General features: G+C 62.3%; 20 protein-coding genes. All 20 read left to right on the top strand.

What is annotated here, in order from left to right:
- Positions 1–163: 163 nt before the first annotated feature.
- Positions 164–376 (top strand): hypothetical protein, encoded by a 213-nt coding sequence (locus ACYVRU_RS11870; protein ID WP_461186194.1) that lies wholly within the window; start codon positions 164–166, stop codon positions 374–376.
- Between the two features lie 4 nt (positions 377–380).
- A complete protein-coding gene (locus ACYVRU_RS11865; RefSeq protein ID WP_013978982.1) occupies positions 381–764 on the top strand; it encodes a metal-dependent transcriptional regulator in 384 nt (127 codons plus the stop codon).
- Between the two features lie 184 nt (positions 765–948).
- Positions 949–1179, top strand: a complete 231-nt coding sequence (locus tag ACYVRU_RS11860) for a helix-turn-helix domain-containing protein (protein ID WP_114551462.1) — start codon at positions 949–951, stop codon at positions 1177–1179.
- Positions 1180–1390: 211 nt separating this feature from the next.
- A complete protein-coding gene (locus ACYVRU_RS11855) occupies positions 1391–2038 on the top strand; it encodes a TetR/AcrR family transcriptional regulator (protein WP_174262969.1) in 648 nt (215 codons plus the stop codon).
- Positions 2039–2109: 71 nt separating this feature from the next.
- Positions 2110–3903, top strand: coding sequence for an ABC transporter ATP-binding protein (locus tag ACYVRU_RS11850; protein WP_015760589.1), 1794 nt, complete (start codon positions 2110–2112; stop codon positions 3901–3903).
- Complete coding sequence (locus tag ACYVRU_RS11845; protein ID WP_233861616.1) at positions 3875–5650, top strand: ABC transporter ATP-binding protein; 1776 nt, start codon at positions 3875–3877, stop codon at positions 5648–5650. The genes ACYVRU_RS11850 and ACYVRU_RS11845 overlap by 29 nt, the downstream gene beginning before the upstream one ends.
- Before the next feature lie 24 nt (positions 5651–5674).
- Positions 5675–6256, top strand: a complete 582-nt coding sequence (locus ACYVRU_RS11840; RefSeq protein ID WP_013978977.1) for an MptD family putative ECF transporter S component — start codon at positions 5675–5677, stop codon at positions 6254–6256.
- Positions 6256–6951 (top strand): energy-coupling factor transporter transmembrane component T family protein, encoded by a 696-nt coding sequence (locus tag ACYVRU_RS11835; protein WP_114551463.1) that lies wholly within the window; start codon positions 6256–6258, stop codon positions 6949–6951. Before ACYVRU_RS11840 ends, ACYVRU_RS11835 begins: the two co-directional genes overlap by 1 nt.
- Positions 6942–8390 carry an ABC transporter ATP-binding protein gene (locus ACYVRU_RS11830; RefSeq protein WP_452039537.1) on the top strand — a complete coding sequence of 483 codons (1449 nt, stop codon included), beginning with the start codon at positions 6942–6944 and terminating at the stop codon, positions 8388–8390. The genes ACYVRU_RS11835 and ACYVRU_RS11830 overlap by 10 nt, the downstream gene beginning before the upstream one ends.
- Before the next feature lie 266 nt (positions 8391–8656).
- A complete protein-coding gene (locus tag ACYVRU_RS11825) occupies positions 8657–9073 on the top strand; it encodes a metal-dependent transcriptional regulator (protein WP_015760593.1) in 417 nt (138 codons plus the stop codon).
- A gap of 446 nt (positions 9074–9519) precedes the next feature.
- Positions 9520–9744 carry a helix-turn-helix domain-containing protein gene (locus tag ACYVRU_RS11820; RefSeq protein WP_015760594.1) on the top strand — a complete coding sequence of 75 codons (225 nt, stop codon included), beginning with the start codon at positions 9520–9522 and terminating at the stop codon, positions 9742–9744.
- Positions 9745–9807: 63 nt separating this feature from the next.
- On the top strand, positions 9808–10041 hold the full coding sequence (locus ACYVRU_RS11815; protein WP_015760595.1) for a helix-turn-helix domain-containing protein: 234 nt from the start codon (positions 9808–9810) through the stop codon (positions 10039–10041).
- A gap of 20 nt (positions 10042–10061) precedes the next feature.
- Entirely contained in the window at positions 10062–10523 is a 462-nt protein-coding gene (locus tag ACYVRU_RS11810) for a transcriptional regulator (protein ID WP_015760596.1), read from the top strand.
- A gap of 8 nt (positions 10524–10531) precedes the next feature.
- The gene (locus ACYVRU_RS11805; protein ID WP_013978970.1) at positions 10532–11275 is read left to right on the top strand and encodes an ATP-binding protein; all 744 of its coding nucleotides are present in this window, start codon (positions 10532–10534) and stop codon (positions 11273–11275) included.
- 133 nt (positions 11276–11408) lie between these two features.
- A complete protein-coding gene (locus ACYVRU_RS11800) occupies positions 11409–11927 on the top strand; it encodes a hypothetical protein (protein WP_015760597.1) in 519 nt (172 codons plus the stop codon).
- A 91-nt stretch (positions 11928–12018) separates the two neighbouring features.
- Positions 12019–12567, top strand: coding sequence for a hypothetical protein (locus ACYVRU_RS11795; protein WP_015760598.1), 549 nt, complete (start codon positions 12019–12021; stop codon positions 12565–12567).
- Positions 12564–14396 (top strand): VirD4-like conjugal transfer protein, CD1115 family, encoded by a 1833-nt coding sequence (locus tag ACYVRU_RS11790; protein WP_452039536.1) that lies wholly within the window; start codon positions 12564–12566, stop codon positions 14394–14396. The genes ACYVRU_RS11795 and ACYVRU_RS11790 overlap by 4 nt, the downstream gene beginning before the upstream one ends.
- 192 nt (positions 14397–14588) lie before the next feature.
- Complete coding sequence (locus ACYVRU_RS11785) at positions 14589–14804, top strand: hypothetical protein (RefSeq protein WP_015760600.1); 216 nt, start codon at positions 14589–14591, stop codon at positions 14802–14804.
- 18 nt (positions 14805–14822) lie between these two features.
- Complete coding sequence (locus ACYVRU_RS11780; protein WP_015760601.1) at positions 14823–15230, top strand: PrgI family protein; 408 nt, start codon at positions 14823–14825, stop codon at positions 15228–15230.
- The coding region (locus ACYVRU_RS11775) for a VirB4-like conjugal transfer ATPase, CD1110 family (RefSeq protein ID WP_461186193.1) at positions 15214–16977 on the top strand (1764 nt) is incomplete at its 3' end. The genes ACYVRU_RS11780 and ACYVRU_RS11775, both read left to right, overlap by 17 nt.

Raw genomic sequence — 16977 nt, 5'->3', positions numbered from 1 at the left:
GCGGGCGGCCAAAGTGCGGTAGCGCCCCCGGCCGGGAACCGGGGGCGCCGCCGGCGGGATAGAGTGGCGCGTTCGGCTGATTTTGCGGTAGCGCTAACAGCTCGACCCCGAGAACGAGACGCTTATCCAGAGAGCGGTCGGAACCCTGTGCGCAGGCAAAACGGTGATCGTCATCGCCCATCGACTGAGGACCGTCGCCAATGCGGACAAGATCGTCGTCCTAGACAGCGGGCGCGTGGCGGAGGAGGGGAACCACAAGACGCTGCTCGCCGAGGACGGGCTGTACGCGAGGCTGTGGAGGCTCCAGCAGGAAAGCTCGTCGTGGACCGTTCCCGCCGACAGGGGCGATGCCGCCGATGTCCCGACGGGCAGATGAGCGGATGGGCGGGCGAGAATCCTCCGAGGACTACCTCGAGGCCATCCTCGTGATCCGCCGCCTGCGCGGGTCGTGCCGCAACGTGGACATCGCCGAGCGCATGGGCGTCGCCAAGCCGAGCGTCACCAAGGCGCTCGGCAACCTGGCGCGCAGGGGCCTCGCCGAGGTGGTCGGCCGCGACGTGCGGCTGACCGAGGAGGGCGGGCGCCTCGCCGAGGCCACCCTCGACAAGCACCGCTTCTTCGAGCGGCTGCTCGTCGAGTCAGGCGTGGACGCCGAGACCGCCTCGGCGGAGGCCTGCCGCATGGAGCACTGCCTGTCAGAGGACTCCTACAGACGTTTCGCGGCCTATCTCGGGAGCCGACGAGACGAGGGCGATGGCGGGTAAACGGAGGGCGGCTTGCAGGCCAGACTGGGCGACTGGCTCAGTTTCGGATACCGCCCACTAGGCAACTCCTCGCTGAGCGAGGGGACGATATCGAGCGGCGGCGATGGCAACGAGCATCGCGCCATCGCCGCCAAGCCCCGCGACGCCGAGGTGCAGCGTCTGCCGCTCCGGAAGGAGCAGACGCATGGCAGTCGAATCAGCAGGATGCCCGTACGTCAAGATCCCCGTGCCGATACAGGACACGTACTCGGTGGCGGAGATAGCGATACTCTTACGTGTGAGCAGGAACGCGGTCTACGAATGGAGCCTCCTCGAGGACGACCCCCTGCCACTGAGGAGGATGATGGGCAGAAAGAGGGGGCGCTTCGCGTTCAGGGACAAGCTCCTCGAGTGGAGCAAACGGCACGCGACGTGATTGTAGTCAGACAGAACCTTTCAGGACGCCCCGCTTCGATTCGAGTAGAGATAGTTCCCGCCCAAATTAACTAGGCGGTTCATCGAGGCTCCTCCGTCTATCAAGCCAAGGCCGCTTCTACTGAGATATCATGAGCATAAGAGTTGACAGTGACTAACTTTGGTGGCAGAATTCCCAACACGAAAGATAGCTAAGTTATTATTGGAGGGAGGTGACTGCAGTGAGCAACGGCAACTACCAGGAGACGCACGAGCGCATCTTGAAGAGCGGCCTTGCGGCGTTTCTGGAAGAGGGGTTCGAGAAGGCGAACCTGCGCAGGATCTGCAAGGCTGCCGGCGTGACCACCGGGGCGTTCTACAAGCATTTCAAAGACAAGGAGGCGCTCTTCTCGGAGCTGGTCGAGCCGCTGGCGAGCATGATTCGCAAAGCTTACGCCCAAGGCGAGAAGCGAGGTTTCGCCGGGTACGACGAAGGGAAGCCCGTGACCCCGGAGCAGGTGCGCGCCGCGCTCGAGGCCAAGGCGGCGGGGACGCTCGCGACCACGGCGATGCTGTACTCCCATCGCGACATCTACGAGCTCCTTGTGTTCCGCTCCTACGGCACCCCCTACGAGCACTTCCTTGACTGGCTCGTCGACGAGGAGGACAGGACCACCCTCCGCGTTCTCGAGCTGATCCACGGCGCAGAGAAGGCTCGAACCGTCATCTCGAAAGAGTCTCTCCACATCGTCAACCACGCGTTCTACAGCGCCCTTTCCGAGAATATCATCCACGCGAAGAGCGTCGAGGAGCTCAACGCGACGACCGAGGTCATTTCAACGTTCTTCAATGCGGGCTGGGAGAAATATCGCACGCTTTGACGGCTCTTTCTTTTTTTGCGTCAAAGATAACTAAGTCATTATTAACCGAAACTATACTTGAGGTGGTGCCCATGGCAGAGACAAGCGAACAAGACCGGCAACGGGATGAAGCGGGGCGGGAGGCTATCAGGCGCCTGTCTTGCCCCGTCAAGGGACGCGTCATGCTGGCGCAGGCGTTCACGGTGCTCTCGGCGCTTTTATCCTTTGCCCCGTATTTGGCTTTGGTATGGCTGGGAGACCTATTTCTGGCGGGGGAAGGCCCGCTCGCGCAGGCCGATGCCTCCAAGGTGCACGAAATTGCCCTCCTCCTCGTCATGGCGTTCCTCTCGCAGCTGTTCTTTCGCGCTCTTGCGCTCATCATCACGCATTTTGCCGATATGAAACTGCGCTACGTCATTCGCAAGGGTATCGTTGAGCGGTTGAGCCGCGCGCCTCTTGCTTGGTTTAGCGCTACGGAATCCGGCAAGGTCAGAAGCGCTGTGCAGGATGACACGAAGACGGTCCACACCGTCATCGCACACGGACCGGTCGACCGTCTTAACGGCGTTTTGCAGCCGATGGTTCTTCTGGCTTTCATGTTCTGGATCAATTGGCGCTTGGCGCTCATCGGCATCGCCACGATCCCCTTCTATTTCCTGCTGCAGGCGCTCTCTATGAAGGATATGGGACCGAAAACCGCCGAGATGAACGGGCACCTTGCACAAGTGTCCTCGACGATGGTCGAGCTCGTGTCCGGCATCAAGGTGGTCAAAGCGTTCGGAAAAACAGGAGAGGCGCATCGTAATTACGCGGACGCCGCATCGGCATTCTCGCAGTCGTACTGGGACTGGTGCGCCCCGCTCATCGGGCTTTGCTCGATTGCCGGCGAGCTCATCTCCTCCCCCTTGCTGCTGCTGATCAACCTCTGCGGCGGCGCGCTTGTCATGGGGGCAGGGTTGGCCAGCCTCCCCCAGGTTCTCGCGTGCGCGCTGATAGCCATCGTGCTTCCGACCGCCATCAGCGCTGTCGCCAACAGCACGTGGTCGTACCAGATGGCCGGCGCTGCCGCAGTCAGGCTGTGCGAGATTCTGGACACGCCGTCGATTCCCGAGCCGAAAACCCCAAAGAAGCCCGACGGGGTCGTCGTTGAGGTGAACGACGTATCGTACTCCTACGGCGATACCCAGGCCTTGCGCGGTGTCAGTCTTGTCCTTAATCCCGGTACCACGACGGCGCTCATCGGCCCGTCAGGCTCGGGTAAATCGACGCTCGCCACACTCATTGCACGCTTCGACGACCCGGAAAGCGGCTCCATCCGTCTCGGCGGCGTCGATCTGAGAGACATCTCCTCCCGTGACCTCTACAACACGGTTTCGTTCGTGCTCCAGGACCCGATGCTGATCAACGCCTCCATCGGAAGAAACATTTCTTTAGCTAAGCCGGAGGCTTCCCTGGAGGAGATTCGGGAGGCTGCCCGTACGGCGCAGATCGACGATTTCATCATGTCGCTGCCCAAGGGATACGACAGCGTTTTGGGAACGGACTGCTCGCTCTCAGGCGGCGAGAGCCAGCGCGTGAGTATAGCGCGTGCCCTTTTAGCCGACACGCCGATCCTCATCATGGATGAGGCCACCGCTTTTGCCGACCCAGATTCGGAGCTCGAGATCCAGAAAGCACTAAGTTCCTTGGTCGAAGGCCGAACGGTTCTGGCCATCGCCCACCGGCTCAACGCAATCCTAGGCGCCGATCAAATTGCCGTGTTGGAAGAAGGTAAGATCGTCGCCCTTGGAACGCATGCGGAGATTCAAGACAACGAGCATTATCAGGCGCTTCTCAAGCAAGGAGGCCTCTGCGGCAGTGAAGAAGAGGGCGATGCAGATGAGTAATTCCAAACGCTTCTTACCGAGACTTCGTCGTTATATGGACGAGGGTGATAGGCGCCAGCACCGTTTGGGAACTTTGCTCTACGCCCTTTCCGGCGTGATGTGCGGCATCGGTCTCGCCATCATGATGCCGGCGACCATGGCTCTCCAGTCCGGCGACCCCCAATGGGGCTTGACGTTTTGGGGCTGGGCAGTCGCGCTTGCGGCGGTGACAGTCGTCGGCTCAACAGCCTCGTTCTTCGGTACCAAGCTCAGCTATGCAGCGGGGTTAGGCTTCATGCGCAATATGCAGGTGGTCATCGGGAACAAGGTGTCGCGTTTGCCACTTGGCTGGTTTAAGGCGGATAGTGCCGGAAGGCTTTCGCGCATGGTTACGCAGGAAATGATCTCGACCGGACAGGCCGCTGCTCTTTATGTTGGCCAGCTTATAAAAAACGCTGCCGCCGCAATCGTGTTCTGTGCTGCCGTGTGGCTTTGGAGCTGGCAAATTGGAATCATGCTGACGCTTTCCATCCCAATCCTTTTCCTTCTTCTGCGCGTTTCACAGGCATGCGTCGGAAAAGGAAACGGGTTAGAGGATTCCGCCGAGCGGGACATCGCCGCGAGGATAGTCGAGTTCGCACGATGCCAGGGAGCCCTGCGCGCCTGCCGTGCGGGTGCCGACTATGCGGAGCTTGAGGATAGTTTCGTAGAAGGCAGAAAGCGGTCGGTCCGCGGCCTGTGGTGGAGCGCCCTCGGCGAAATCCTTTCCGGGGCGAGCGTGCAGATGCTCGTTGTGAGCATGATCATCGCGGTGAGCTACTTGGGTGCAAGCGGAAGCATCGGGGCGCTTGAAACAGTGGTCATGATCGGCGTCGCACTAAGGTTCACCACGCTCCTCAACGAGATCGCCTCAGCCCTATTCGGGATGGAGGACCGTCGGGCAATGCTCGACGGCATGGACGAGGTCGTCGAAGCGGCCGAGCTGCCGGTTGTGGACGCGTCGAAAGCTTGTCCGACCGACGCAAGCGTCCGGATGGGAGAGGTTCGCTTTTCCTACGTGAAGGAGAAGCCAATCCTTCGTGGAGTCGATCTCGACGTTCCGGAAGGCAGCATGGTCGCCATCGTGGGCCCGTCTGGCTGCGGCAAGACGACCATGCTCAAGCTAATCGCGCGTTTTTACGACGTCGACGACGGAGCGGTCAGGATCGGCGGCGTAGACGTCCGCGATATGACGACAGAGGATCTTTTCGCTCGGGTGTCTTTCGTTTTCCAGGACGTCTATCTCTTTAACGACACGCTGCGAAACAACGTCCTTATGGCGAACCCGGATGCTTCGGAGGAGCAGCTTCGCGCGGTCGCTGACCTTGCCGGGGTGACGGAGGTCGTCGAGCGCCTTCCTGAGGGCTGGGAGACGCTGTGCGGCGAAGGGGGTCGCTCGCTTTCCGGCGGCGAGCGGCAGCGCGTTTCCATAGCCCGCGCGCTTCTCAAGCAAGCCCCCATCGTGCTCCTGGACGAGGCGACGTCGGCTCTCGATGCGGAAAACGAGAAGAACGTCGTTCGCTCAATAGAGACGCTCAAACGGCGCTCCACGCTCATCGTGGTCGCGCACAAGCTCGAAACCGTGCGCATGGCGGACAAGATCGTGGTCATGGATAGCTCGGGCAAGGTTGCGGAGACAGGGACGCACAACGAGCTGATCGCCCTCGAAGGAGAATACAAAGACTTCTGGGACAAGCGCAACGCGAGCTCCCAGTGGCAATTGGTCTAGCAAACAGAGCAAAAGGAGGCTCACATGAAACTGAAGGACATCGCGACAATAGCGGTACTGGGAGTGATCGGATTCGCCCTCGGGATGGGCGTCGGCATGATAACAGGCATGTTCGGCGCGCTTTCCATGTACGTCTCGGCGGGATTCGCGGCCTTCTTCGTCGGTCCCGTTTACACCATCATGGCGCGCAAGGTGCAAAAACGGGGGACGGCCTTCTGCTTCTGGTTGATCTACGGCGTGCTCTACGCGATCATGGGCTTCGCCGTCGCGACGCCCCTGTGCCTGATCGCGGGCATCGTCGCAGAGATCATCGCCGGCGACTACGGAAACAAGAAGAGGGTGTGGCTGTCGTTTTCGGCATCGATGTTCATCTACTCGATGCACATGATAGTGTTCGTGCTCGTTCTGGGATCCGATGGGCTGGCGACTTTCGTCGAGAGCATCTCGCTTGAACAGGCGCAGCAGATGGTGGCGATGTACACGGTCGATATGATGGTCATCTGCGTGCTGATCAATATTGTGACCGAGCTTCTGGCCGGGCGTTTCGGAATGTTCATCAACGACAAGTTCTTCGAAAAGGGCGCGAAGGAAAGCAGGCTGGGTTGATGGGGCGAACGGGTCTGCTCGACAGCGGGCGCGAGGGGCATCTGCACCCGCTGACGCTCTTCGCGCTGACGCTTCTGGCGCTCATCCAAGCGTTTCTCGCCAATCAGCTGGTATATGCCCTCGTTCTGGCGCTGTCGTTTCTCGTCCTTTTGGACGTCTCGCCGGCGTCCTTCTTGAGGCAGCTCGCGCTCTTTGCGGTGGCATGCGGGGTCGTGCAGCTGATCCTGCATGTCGACATCGGCTATGTCACGAGCATCTTCCTGGGCGTGGCGGTTTTGGTGGTGAGGGTCTTCCCCGTCGTCAACATCGGTTGCACCCTCATGATGACGAGCTCCTCGAAGCTTCTGGCGAGCATGCGCAAGCTGCACGTTCCGAACAGAGCCGCAGTCGGCGCAGTCATAGGGTTGCGCTTCCTCGACGAGATGGGCGATCGCGTGAAGGAGATAAAGCGCGGGATGCGGGTTCGCGGGCTGCGCCCGAGCCCGCTTCGTCCCGTGCACGCCTTCGAGCTCTACTTCGTTCCCCTTGTGTACAAGTGCCTGCACGTGAGCGAGACGCTCGTCTCCTCCGTGATTTCGAAAGGAATCGAAGCGAATTGCGAAAAGACGAGCTACCGAAGTCTCTCCTTCGGTCTGCTTGACGGAGCCGCCTTGGGCGTCGGAGTCGTTCTTTTGGGGGTCGCGGTATGGATGTGATTGACGTCGACATTCGGTCTTTCTCATACAAGGGAGAAGATCTCGCGGCATTGAAGAACGTGCGGTTTTCGGTGGAGCGCGGCGAGCTCGTCGTACTCACCGGCAACTCCGGGTGCGGGAAGACCACTCTCCTGCGCGCCATGAACGGTTTGATTCCCGATCAGTACGAAGGCGAGCTCGATGGGAGAATCGAGCTTCTCGGGAAAAGCCTGGGAGAGTTCTCCTCCGGCGAGCTCGCCCGCACGATCGGCAACGTGTTCCAGAATCCGACCTATCAGTTCTTCACCCGCAAGGCGGCCGACGAGGTGGCCCTCGTCGGCGAGAATCTGGGCATGCCTCGCGAGGAGCTGATCGAAAGGGTCGAGTCGGCTTTCGAGAGCATGAAAATCGCGCATCTGGCGGGCAAGGACCTCATAGGCCTCTCGGGAGGAGAGAAGCAGCGCGTCGCCATAGCCTCGACGCTCGTCTACGACACCCAGGTGATTTTCTTCGACGAGCCGTCCGCCAGCCTCGACCACGAAGGGATAGAGGACTTTCGCCGAATCCTCGCCGATTTGAAGGCCCTCGGCAAGACCGTCGTCATCGCCGAGCACAGGCTTTACTTTCTGGCGGATCTCTACGACAGGCTCCACGTCATGGCGGGCGGCCAAATCGTCGATTCGTTCGCAGCGGGTCGGCTTCGCGCGGAGGATTGCGCGCGCTATGGACTTCGCGCGCTCGATCTACACGGCCTGAACCCGGAAAACCACCGTCAGCTCGGGGCGGAGGTCGCTTCAATGAAAGGCGTTTCGGTCTCCGCAGGCGGGCGAGCCCTGATCGGGCCCTTGACGCTCTCTTTGCGAGAGGGCGAGGTTATGGGCGTCCTTGGGGCAAACGGAGTCGGAAAGAGCACGCTCGCCCGGGCGATGTGCGGCCTTGCGGGCGGTCGACAGGCCTTCTCGTGGGGAGTTCGGCCTCGGCAGAGGCTTCGCCGATCGTACTACATGATGCAAGACGTCGATTACCAATTGTTCTTCGACACGGTGGAAAACGAAATCCTGACCGACCAGAAAAGCATCGACGACAACCGTCTCAACGAGGTGGCGCGTATCGTCAAGGCCATCGACCTATGGGACAAGAGGACCGAGCATCCGCAAAACCTATCAGGAGGCCAGAAGCAGCGTTTGGCGCTGGCTTGCGCCTTTCTGAGCAGCAAGGAGATTGTCGTTCTGGATGAGCCGACATCGGGACTCGACTTCATGCACATGGCGAGGATTGCCGGGCTCATCGAGGAGCTTGCCAAAGGCCGTCCCGTGGCCGTCATCACCCATGACCTTGAGTTCCTGTTCAAGGTCTGCACTTCGGCTCTGATGGCGGGGCGAGACGGCTGCGAGAAGGTCGACCTGCGGGCGCCCGGATCCAGCAAAAGCGTCCTTAGGTTCATGGGGTGCGTTCGCTAGTTGTCTTCACTCGACGTAGCGGAAGCCGATTCCACGTCCCTTCCCGGATGGCAGAAGAGGCGTGCCGCATGGAGCAGTGCATCTACGGATTCTTTCGAGAACCCCTCCTCCTGCCTGGAGCGGATCGAGGATTCTCTTCGATGAGGGATCGGCATCGCCAATCGGCCGGCCCCATCGTCTTCGCCGATGCGGGGTCGGCTCGTGCGGCGGACTGTTCGCGAAGCCGTGTCGCCTGCAGGGACTAGGCGAACGAGAGGATGATTTGAATGAGGGATGAAGCCGATGCGAGCCGCGGCTCACGGAGCAGGGCGACAACCAAGTCGTCCGAAGACTACCTCGAGGCCATCCTCGTGATCCGCCGCCTGCGCGGGTCGTGCCGCAACGTGGACATCGCCGAGCGCCTGGGCTTCTCGAAGGCGAGCGTCACCAAGGCGCTCGGCAACCTGGCTCGTAAGGGCCTTGTCGAGGTGGTCGATCACGACGTTCGCTTGACCGCAGCTGGAAAGCACCTTGCCGAGGAGACGCTATCTAAACACCGCTTCTTCGAGCGTCTGCTCGCCAACGCCGGGGTGAATGCGGAAGTTGCCTCCAAAGAGGTATGCCGCATGGAGCACTGCATCTCCACGGATTCTTTCGAGAAGCTCTCCTCCCACCTAGGGCGGATTCAGGATTCCCTTCGATAAGGGATCAGCATCACCAAGCGACCGGCCTCATCGCCTTCGGCAATGCGGAGTCGGCTTATCTTTCATGATAGCCCCGATTCATCTGGTGAGTTCCCCTACCAGCAAAGCGGCCCTCCGAATTGGACGGGGCCGCTTTGCTATGTCGTTCTCTTCTTCCTTGTCAGGTCCCCACCTCATCATCTCGATTATCTGCGGCCAAGGCCTTCAAGTTGCAGGACGCATCCCGAAAATCAAGGCACATAAAGCAAAACTACTACCTGGGTGGCGCTTGCGGCGGATTGCGCAGATTTCGTCAACGAATGACATGCAGGGACTTAGCGGGACAAGCCCGCTTTTCCCGTTTTGACCCCATTCGACTCCGGCTCGAACATGACCGAAAGGACTTTATTGGAGCTATCGGTGCTCGAAACGCTTTAAGAGCGCCTTGTGGAGACGAAAGGAAACCCATGGACGTATCGGAAGACGGCATCAGAGGCCTTCGGCGATTCGGAGGATCGAGCCAATCGCTGTCCGACCTCGTTGATGCGGAGGAAGTGTCCCGGCATCTCGGAATAACGCCCAGAAGGGTGCTGTCGATGGCCCGCAAGGGCTCGATTCCCTGCGTGAGGCTCAGCGCGAAGACCATTCGCTTCGATATCGAAGCTGTCGACCGGGCCCTTGGAAGGCGGTAGGCATGCTGACGGCGCTCTTGCGCGCGCTGCCGCGTTCCGCCGCCTTCGGAAGGAGCACTCGATATGATTTCTGATAGAAAAACATCTGGCGTCTTCGTCAAGACGCCCGTCCTTGTCCAGGACACGTATTCGGTCGAGGAGATTGCAATTCTGTTCCGCGTAAGCCGAAACAGCGTCTACGAGTGGCACAAGCGCGAGGACGACCCCCTGCCTTTGAGGCGCATGAACGGCAAGAAGCGCGGGTTCTTCGCCTATCGCGACGAGCTCCTCGAGTGGAGCAAGCGCAATGCGGTCTAGGGACGCGGGGAACGACCGGCATGGCGGAGCGTAGCGACGAGGCTTTCATCATCGTAAGGGAGTTCATGACGAGGGGGCTCGGCCTCACAGGCCTCCCCCTCCTTGTGTACGCCCGGATCTACGGCTTCTGCGAAAGCGGATCCCCCTACTTCGAGAGCAAGGCGCATCTGGGCAAGATTCTCGGAGTCGACACGCGAAGCGTTGTCCGAGCGGTGAGGAAGCTCGAGGAGGTGGGCCTTGTGTTCGAGGTAGGCCGCCAAGAGCTTTCCAAAGGGAGGGAGACGAAGGTCTACCGCATAGACTTCGAGGCGGCCCGAAGGGCGAAGGGGGCAATCGAGGGGGCCGGCCAGTCGACGCATGGCGAAATGCCATCGGATGACCGCGGGCCGCGCCCGTGCCGCCTTCTGCATGACCAGACGCCATGCCGACCCCTGACGCCTTGCCAGCTAATAACAAAGACGGAAAACAAAGATTACAGATAGGACGTGCCATGGGCGAATCGAAGCCGACGCATTCGGAGGCTTGCTGCGAATACTGCGGGCGCCCCCTCGCTCCATGCGTGGTCGAGTTCGGCGCCAGGCGGATCGTCGCGGGGTTCCGCGAATGCGACTGCGAGGGCGCACGCGGGCAAAGGGCGCGAGCCGAGAGGATGGAAGCCGCGAAGAGGGAAGCGCGCCTGGCCGAGCGCCGCAAGCGCGCGGGGATCCCGAAGCGGTTCCTCGGCGCGACCGTCCAGCACCAGGACCTCATCGACTACCTCGAGTCGTTCGAGGGCAGCGCAGGGCGAGGCCTCTACATATACGGCTCGGTCGGAAGGGGGAAAAGCTATTCAGCCGCAGCCTTGGCGAACGCCTTCGTGGACGCCGGCTACCGCACGGTGTTCACAACGGCATCGGCGATGCTCGAGAGGATCAAGGCGAGCTTCTCGGGGAACGGGGAGACCGATTCGGTCATTTCCAGATACGCTGCATGCGACGTCCTCGTCCTCGACGACCTCGGCAAAGAGGATGCCAAGGAGTGGTCCTCGAACATGATGTTCCTTGTGATAAACGCCCGATACGAAAACATGAGGCCGACCATCTTCACCTCGAACTACTCGCCCCAGGCGCTATCGAAAAGGCTTGGAAGGAAGGGAGAGACGGAGACCGCCGAGGCTATCGCGAGCCGGCTCTCGGAGACCACCATCCCCATCCACCTCACGGGGCCGGATATGAGGATTGCGTCAAGGATGTGACCGACGGGACTTGCCGGGACGACGGCGCCTTCTCCCGCCGACGCCATCGGCGAGTCTGTGAGTAAATCGCGACAAGAATCGAGGGCAGTCGGCGTGCGGATGGCAGCCGACTCCGGAAGGCGATGGAGGAACGATGACGGGCAGGTTGAAGGAAGCCGACGAGAGAACCAAGCGGGAGCTCGCCGACAAATGCCAGGAGAACGGCTGGCTCAGGCGGGGCGGATACCCCTGGCAAGACGACCCCTACCTCGAGGAATACCCCTACGAGTTCGCGAAGGCCGGCAGCGTGGAAGAGCTGCGCGGCTTCTTCGCGCACGGAAACTGGGCGCTGCGCCAGGGGATCGTGTACGAGGATCTCGCCTTCGTGCAGCAGGTCGACGGCGGCGACGAGTGGTGGACGCTGAAGCGCACCGACTCCGGCTGGCTCGCCTTCGAGAGTTGGTCCTTCGGCCGCATCGTGCAGGAGCCCGAGAGGTTCTCACATGCGATAGAGTGCATGCATCGCGCAACTCCAGAGCAGTGCAAGCGCCTCGAGTACATGGAGGCGGTTCCGAGCATCGAGGATGCCGCCAGACGCGCACGCGATTCCATCCAGCAACTGAACAAAACGGCGATGACGCCCACGCGCGGCGCGCGGGCGGAGCTTCGCTGAACACACTTACGAAGGCGGGTTCACCCCGCCTTCTCTGTTTTCGGAAAGCGACTGGGACAGTCTGTCCCACCAAGAGGAAGGGACAAGAAGCATGACAAACGACTTCGGCGACGACTCCGGAGAGAAACTCGTCGACTGGATGATCCGCATAGGTCAGGATGCCGGCGAGGCGGCCATGATGGCCAGCGGCGAGCGGCTCGCATCGGCATTCAGGCGCGCCCGCGGCGAAGACGCAATCGAAGGCGGGGCCGAACCTGGCCGCAGCGTGGCCGAGTGGGCAAAGCTCGACCTGTCCGAATTCACAGCGCTTCCCGAGTACGAGACCATCCGCCAGGCCATCGACGAGAAACTCTCGCGCGAGGGCATCCGACACGAGTTCGCGCCCATGCCGGAGGGCGAGCATCTCGTCTTCATGGTCGAGGATGCGCCCGCAGTGAACGAGGCTTTCAAGGACCTCGAGAAGACCACGCGCGCATCCGCCCAGCGCGCGGGAAAGGAACTCTCGCAGATGCGCGAGCGTATCAAGGGCGAACCCATCGCGGAGAAGGCGGCGCGCGCCAGGGAGGCGTCATCCCGACTGGAGGCCGCCAAGGGAAAGTCGCGCGAGATGTCGCGCGGCGTCGAGACGAGGGCGAAATGAGGCCGCTTGCGCAGGCGCTCGCGGCGGGTGCCGCAAGCGCCGCCTGCTTCTGCGCCGGAGACGCGCTCGCGGCTGCGGCCGCCGCGTCGGGGTTCCCCGCATGCGACGCCCCAGTCCTGCTGTCGGCGATTCCCGAAACGGGGCTCGCGGCGGAGCCCATGGCGCTTGCCGTGGGCCTCATGGCCGCATGCATACCCTGGGCGGTCTGGGCGCGCAGCCTCGTGCGCGCGGGCACGTACCGCCAGGGCGAGGAGCACGGCTCCGCCCGCTGGGGAACCCTCAAGGAGGGACGAGCGTTCATGGACAGGAAAGACAAGGCGAACAACATCCTGCTCTCGAGGGACTTCGCGCTCGCGCTCAAGCCGAAGCGCTTCGACCTCAAGCACGACCGAAACCGCAACGTCTGCGTGCTCGGCGGCCCCGGATCGGGCAAGACGCGCTACTACGTCAAGCCCAACCTCATGCAGGCAAACGCCGACTTCCTCGTCACCGATCCCAAGGGAACCCTCCTCGGCGATGTCGGCTGGATGCTCGAGGACGCCGGATACGACATACGCACCTTCGACACGACCGACTTCTCCCGCTCGATGCACTACAACCCGCTTTCATACGTGAAGGACCAGGCCGACATCCTCGTCTTCGCGGAGTGCCTGATCAAGAACACCACGCCCGACGACCGCAAGGGGTCGGACCCCTTCTGGGAGAACTCCGAGCGCCTGCTCTACACGGCGCTGGTGGCCTACCTCGTCTACCACGCGCGACCCGAGGAGAGGGACCTCAACTCCCTCATGCTGCTACTGAGCCTCGCGGAGGCGCGCGAGGAGGACGAGTCCTACATGAGCCCGCTCGACCTCATATTCGAGGAGCTCGAGACGGGCATGCGCTTCATGGAGCGCGGGCGCGGGCGCGAGGCGCGGGAAGAGCGCCCCTTCGACGACGGGGGCGACTGGGGCTGGGTCCGCATCGCCGAGCCCCGCGACCCGGAGGAGGACTTCGCGCTGTCAAACTACCGCGCCTTCAAGGTGGCGGCCGGGAAGACCCTGAAGTCGATCATCATTAGCTGCAACGTGCGCTTGAAGCCCCTTTCGGTCGATGCGGTCTCCGATCTCGTCGCATACGACGAGATGGCGCTCGACTCTCTCGGCTCGGGAGAGGGCAGCCACGCCATCTTCGCGAGCATGTCGGACTCGGACTCGACTTTCGACTTCCTCTTCGCGCTGCTCATGTGGCAGGCCACGAGCGTGCTCTACAAGACGGCTCTCGCTCGCTTCGGGGGCTCGCTCAAGCGCCCCGTGCACTTCCTGCTCGACGAGTTCGGCAACATCGGCACGGTGCCCGACTTCGAGCGCGTCATCGCCACGGCCCGCTCGCGCAACGTGAGCTTCAGCATCATCCTGCAGTCGGCCAGCCAGCTCGAGCGCGCCTACAAGAAGGAGGGCGCGAAGACCATCCTGGACTGCTGCGACACCGTGGTGTTTCTCGGCGGCAAGTCGACCGAGACCAACGAGATGATCTCCAAGATGGTCGGCAAGCAGACCGTGAAGGTGCTCACGGAAAGCGACTCGAGGGGCGCGAACCGCTCCACCACCCAGAACTACAACGTGATCGAACGCGACCTCATGACGCCCGACGAGGTGGGAAGGCTCCCGCGCGACGAGTCGATCGTGCTCATCAGCGGGACCTACCCCCTGAAGGGCGCGAAGTACCGCATCGAGGAGCATCCCTCCTATCCCGAGGTGGACCCCGGGCATGCGGGCGCGAGGCACGAGGAGCGTTTCGACTTCAAGGAGTACCGGGAAAGGAGAGGCGGTGATGCGCCCATGAGATGAGAGATGGGACGGCGGGAGCCGACACTCCCTTGACAAGCGCGGCGCGGCCAGCTTCCACACAAGCCCGCCGCGCGCCGTCCCGGATGCAAAGGGGCGCGAGATGCGCTCCACGACCAATTGTACCAACCGGGGCGGCCGCCTCAAACCCAACCGTTGCGGCCGCCCACAAGCAAGACATGCAAAGGAGCCAAGATGCTCTCAAACATCATCGGACTCGTCTCCGGCTGCGTCACGTTCCTAGGGGGTTTCTTAATCGTCTGGGGCGCGGTGTCGCTCGGCCTCGCCATCCGAGAGCAGCAGGGAGGCGCTCAGATCGCCAGCGCGATCTCGACCATCGCTGGCGGGGCGATCATAATCGCCGCCGCCATCTACTTCGGCCAGCTCGACACGTCCTGGCTCCCCGCCTAAGGGAAGGAGGATGTGCAAATGCTATCCGTAAGGGTCCAGAAGGACATCGGCGAGTACACCGAGAAGATCGTGGGCAAGCTCTCCGCGCGCACGCTCGCGTGCCTCGCAGGCGGACTCGCCTCCGCCGTCGGAGCCGCGGCGCTCTGCCAGTTCGCCCTCGGCATCGAGGTGCGCGATGCAGCCTTGCCGGTCATGTGCGCATCCATGCCGTTCTGGCTCGCGGGGTTCTGGCGGCCCCATCACATGAAATTCGAGAAGTTCGTCCCGCTCTGGCTCGACTTCAAGCTCGAGGACCAGAGGATCCTCTACCGCTCCACACCCGTGCTCGAGGGTGCGCAGACCTCTCCCGTGCCGGGACGCCCTTCGCGAAAGGCCAAGCGCAAGGCGAAGAGGAAGGGGGCGGAGGCGAATGCTGCTGTTCGATAAGACCAATAAGAAACCCAAGGAAAAGGAGGCGGCGGCACGCAAGGGCAGGCTGCCCGTGCGCGGCGCGCATGCCCGCACGACGAGGCTCGAGGAAGAGGAGAAGAAAGTCGAGCAGGCGGCGCGCCGCAAGAGGCGCGCGCGAGCCGAGGCCAAAGACGTCCTTTCCGCGATCGGCTACGACGCCATGTACGCCGACGGGACCGCGCAGGTCGAGGAGGGCCTCTTCAGCCAGACCATCGAGTTCGGGGACATCAGCTACCAGTCCGCGCGCGAGGAGAACCAGCAGTCGGTGTTCGCGGCGATGAGCGAGCTCTACGACTACTTCGGCTCGGAGACCTCCGTGCAGCTCACCATAACCAACACTCCCATACCCGAGCGCGAGATCGGGCGCAAGCGCTTCTTCGAGAAGAGCGACCCGCGCGTCGACGAGTACGTCGAGGAGTACAACCGCATCCTCAACGACAAGATGCGCGAGGGGGTCTCCAACCTCGTGCGCCACCGCTATCTCACCTTCCTCGTGGGGGCGGACGACCTCGATGCCGCAGCGCCCAGGCTCGCCCGAACCCGCGGCGACTGCATGCAGACGCTCGCCCGCATCCGCTGCGAGGCGCGCATGCTCGACGGGGCAGAGCGCCTCGAGCTCGTCCAGTCACAGCTGCGGCCGAAAGCGGAGTTCACCTTCTCGTGGGACAAACTGTCCCAGCTAAGCGGGCTTCGCACCAAGGACCTCATTGCGCCCTCGGTGCTCGACTTCAAGCCGGACGGGCGCGCCGACTGCTACCGGGCGGACGGCACCTGGTGCCGCGTGCTGGTCTTCCGCGGATTTGGCAGCGATCTCGAGGACGACTGCATCGCCAACGTCGTAGACCTGCCGATGCCGCTCAACGTCACGCTCCACATCCATCCCATGGGCAAGGCCGCCGCGGTGGCCTACGTGAAGAAGCGCATCGCCTGGATGGACAAGGAGGTCATCGACGAGCAGATGAGCGCGGTCAAGAAGGGCTACGACTTCTCCATCCTGCCTCCCGAGCTCTCGCACTCCAAGGAGGAGGCCGAAGAGCTCCTCGACCAGCTCCAGAACAAGAACCAGCGACTGTTCACCTACACGGGGCTCGTGTTCACCTACGCGGACACGGCAGAGGCCCTCGACCACCAGACCCGCCAGATCATGGCGGCGGCGCGCCAGCGCTCCATCGAGGTGGAGCCGCTTTCGTACCGCCAGCGCCAGGGCATGAACTCGATCCTGCCTTTGGGGCTCAACCACGTGGAGGTTTCGCGCTACATGACGACCGCGCAGATCGTCATACAGATGCCCTTCGCCTCCCAGGAGCTCAACCAGGAAGGCGGCGGCTACTACGGCCAGTCCAAGCAGTCGGGCAACCTCGTCATCTGCAACCGCAAGAAGCTCGCGAGCCCCATGGGGTTCGTCTGCGGCAAGCCGGGCTCGGGCAAGAGCTTCAGCGTCAAGCGCGAGATCATGAACACTATCCTGGCCTATCCCGACGACGAGGTGATCGTCTTCGACCCGGCGGGCGAGTACGCGCCGGTCGTGGAGCCCGCGGGCGGGACCTGCATACGCTTCTCGCCGGACACCGACACGTTCATGAACCCCTTCGACCTCTCCGACGTCGCCGACAAGGCCAACCAGGTGTTAGCGCTACCGCAAAATCAGCCGAACGCGCCACTCTATCCCGCCGGCGGCGCCCCCGGTTCCCGGCCGGGGGCGCTACCGCACTTTGGCCGCCCG

It is taken from the genome of Adlercreutzia sp. CNCM I-6216 (genome assembly GCF_977113345.1).
The sequence above is the reverse complement of the archived record's forward strand: the minus strand, read 5'-3'. Positions and strand labels throughout refer to the sequence as shown.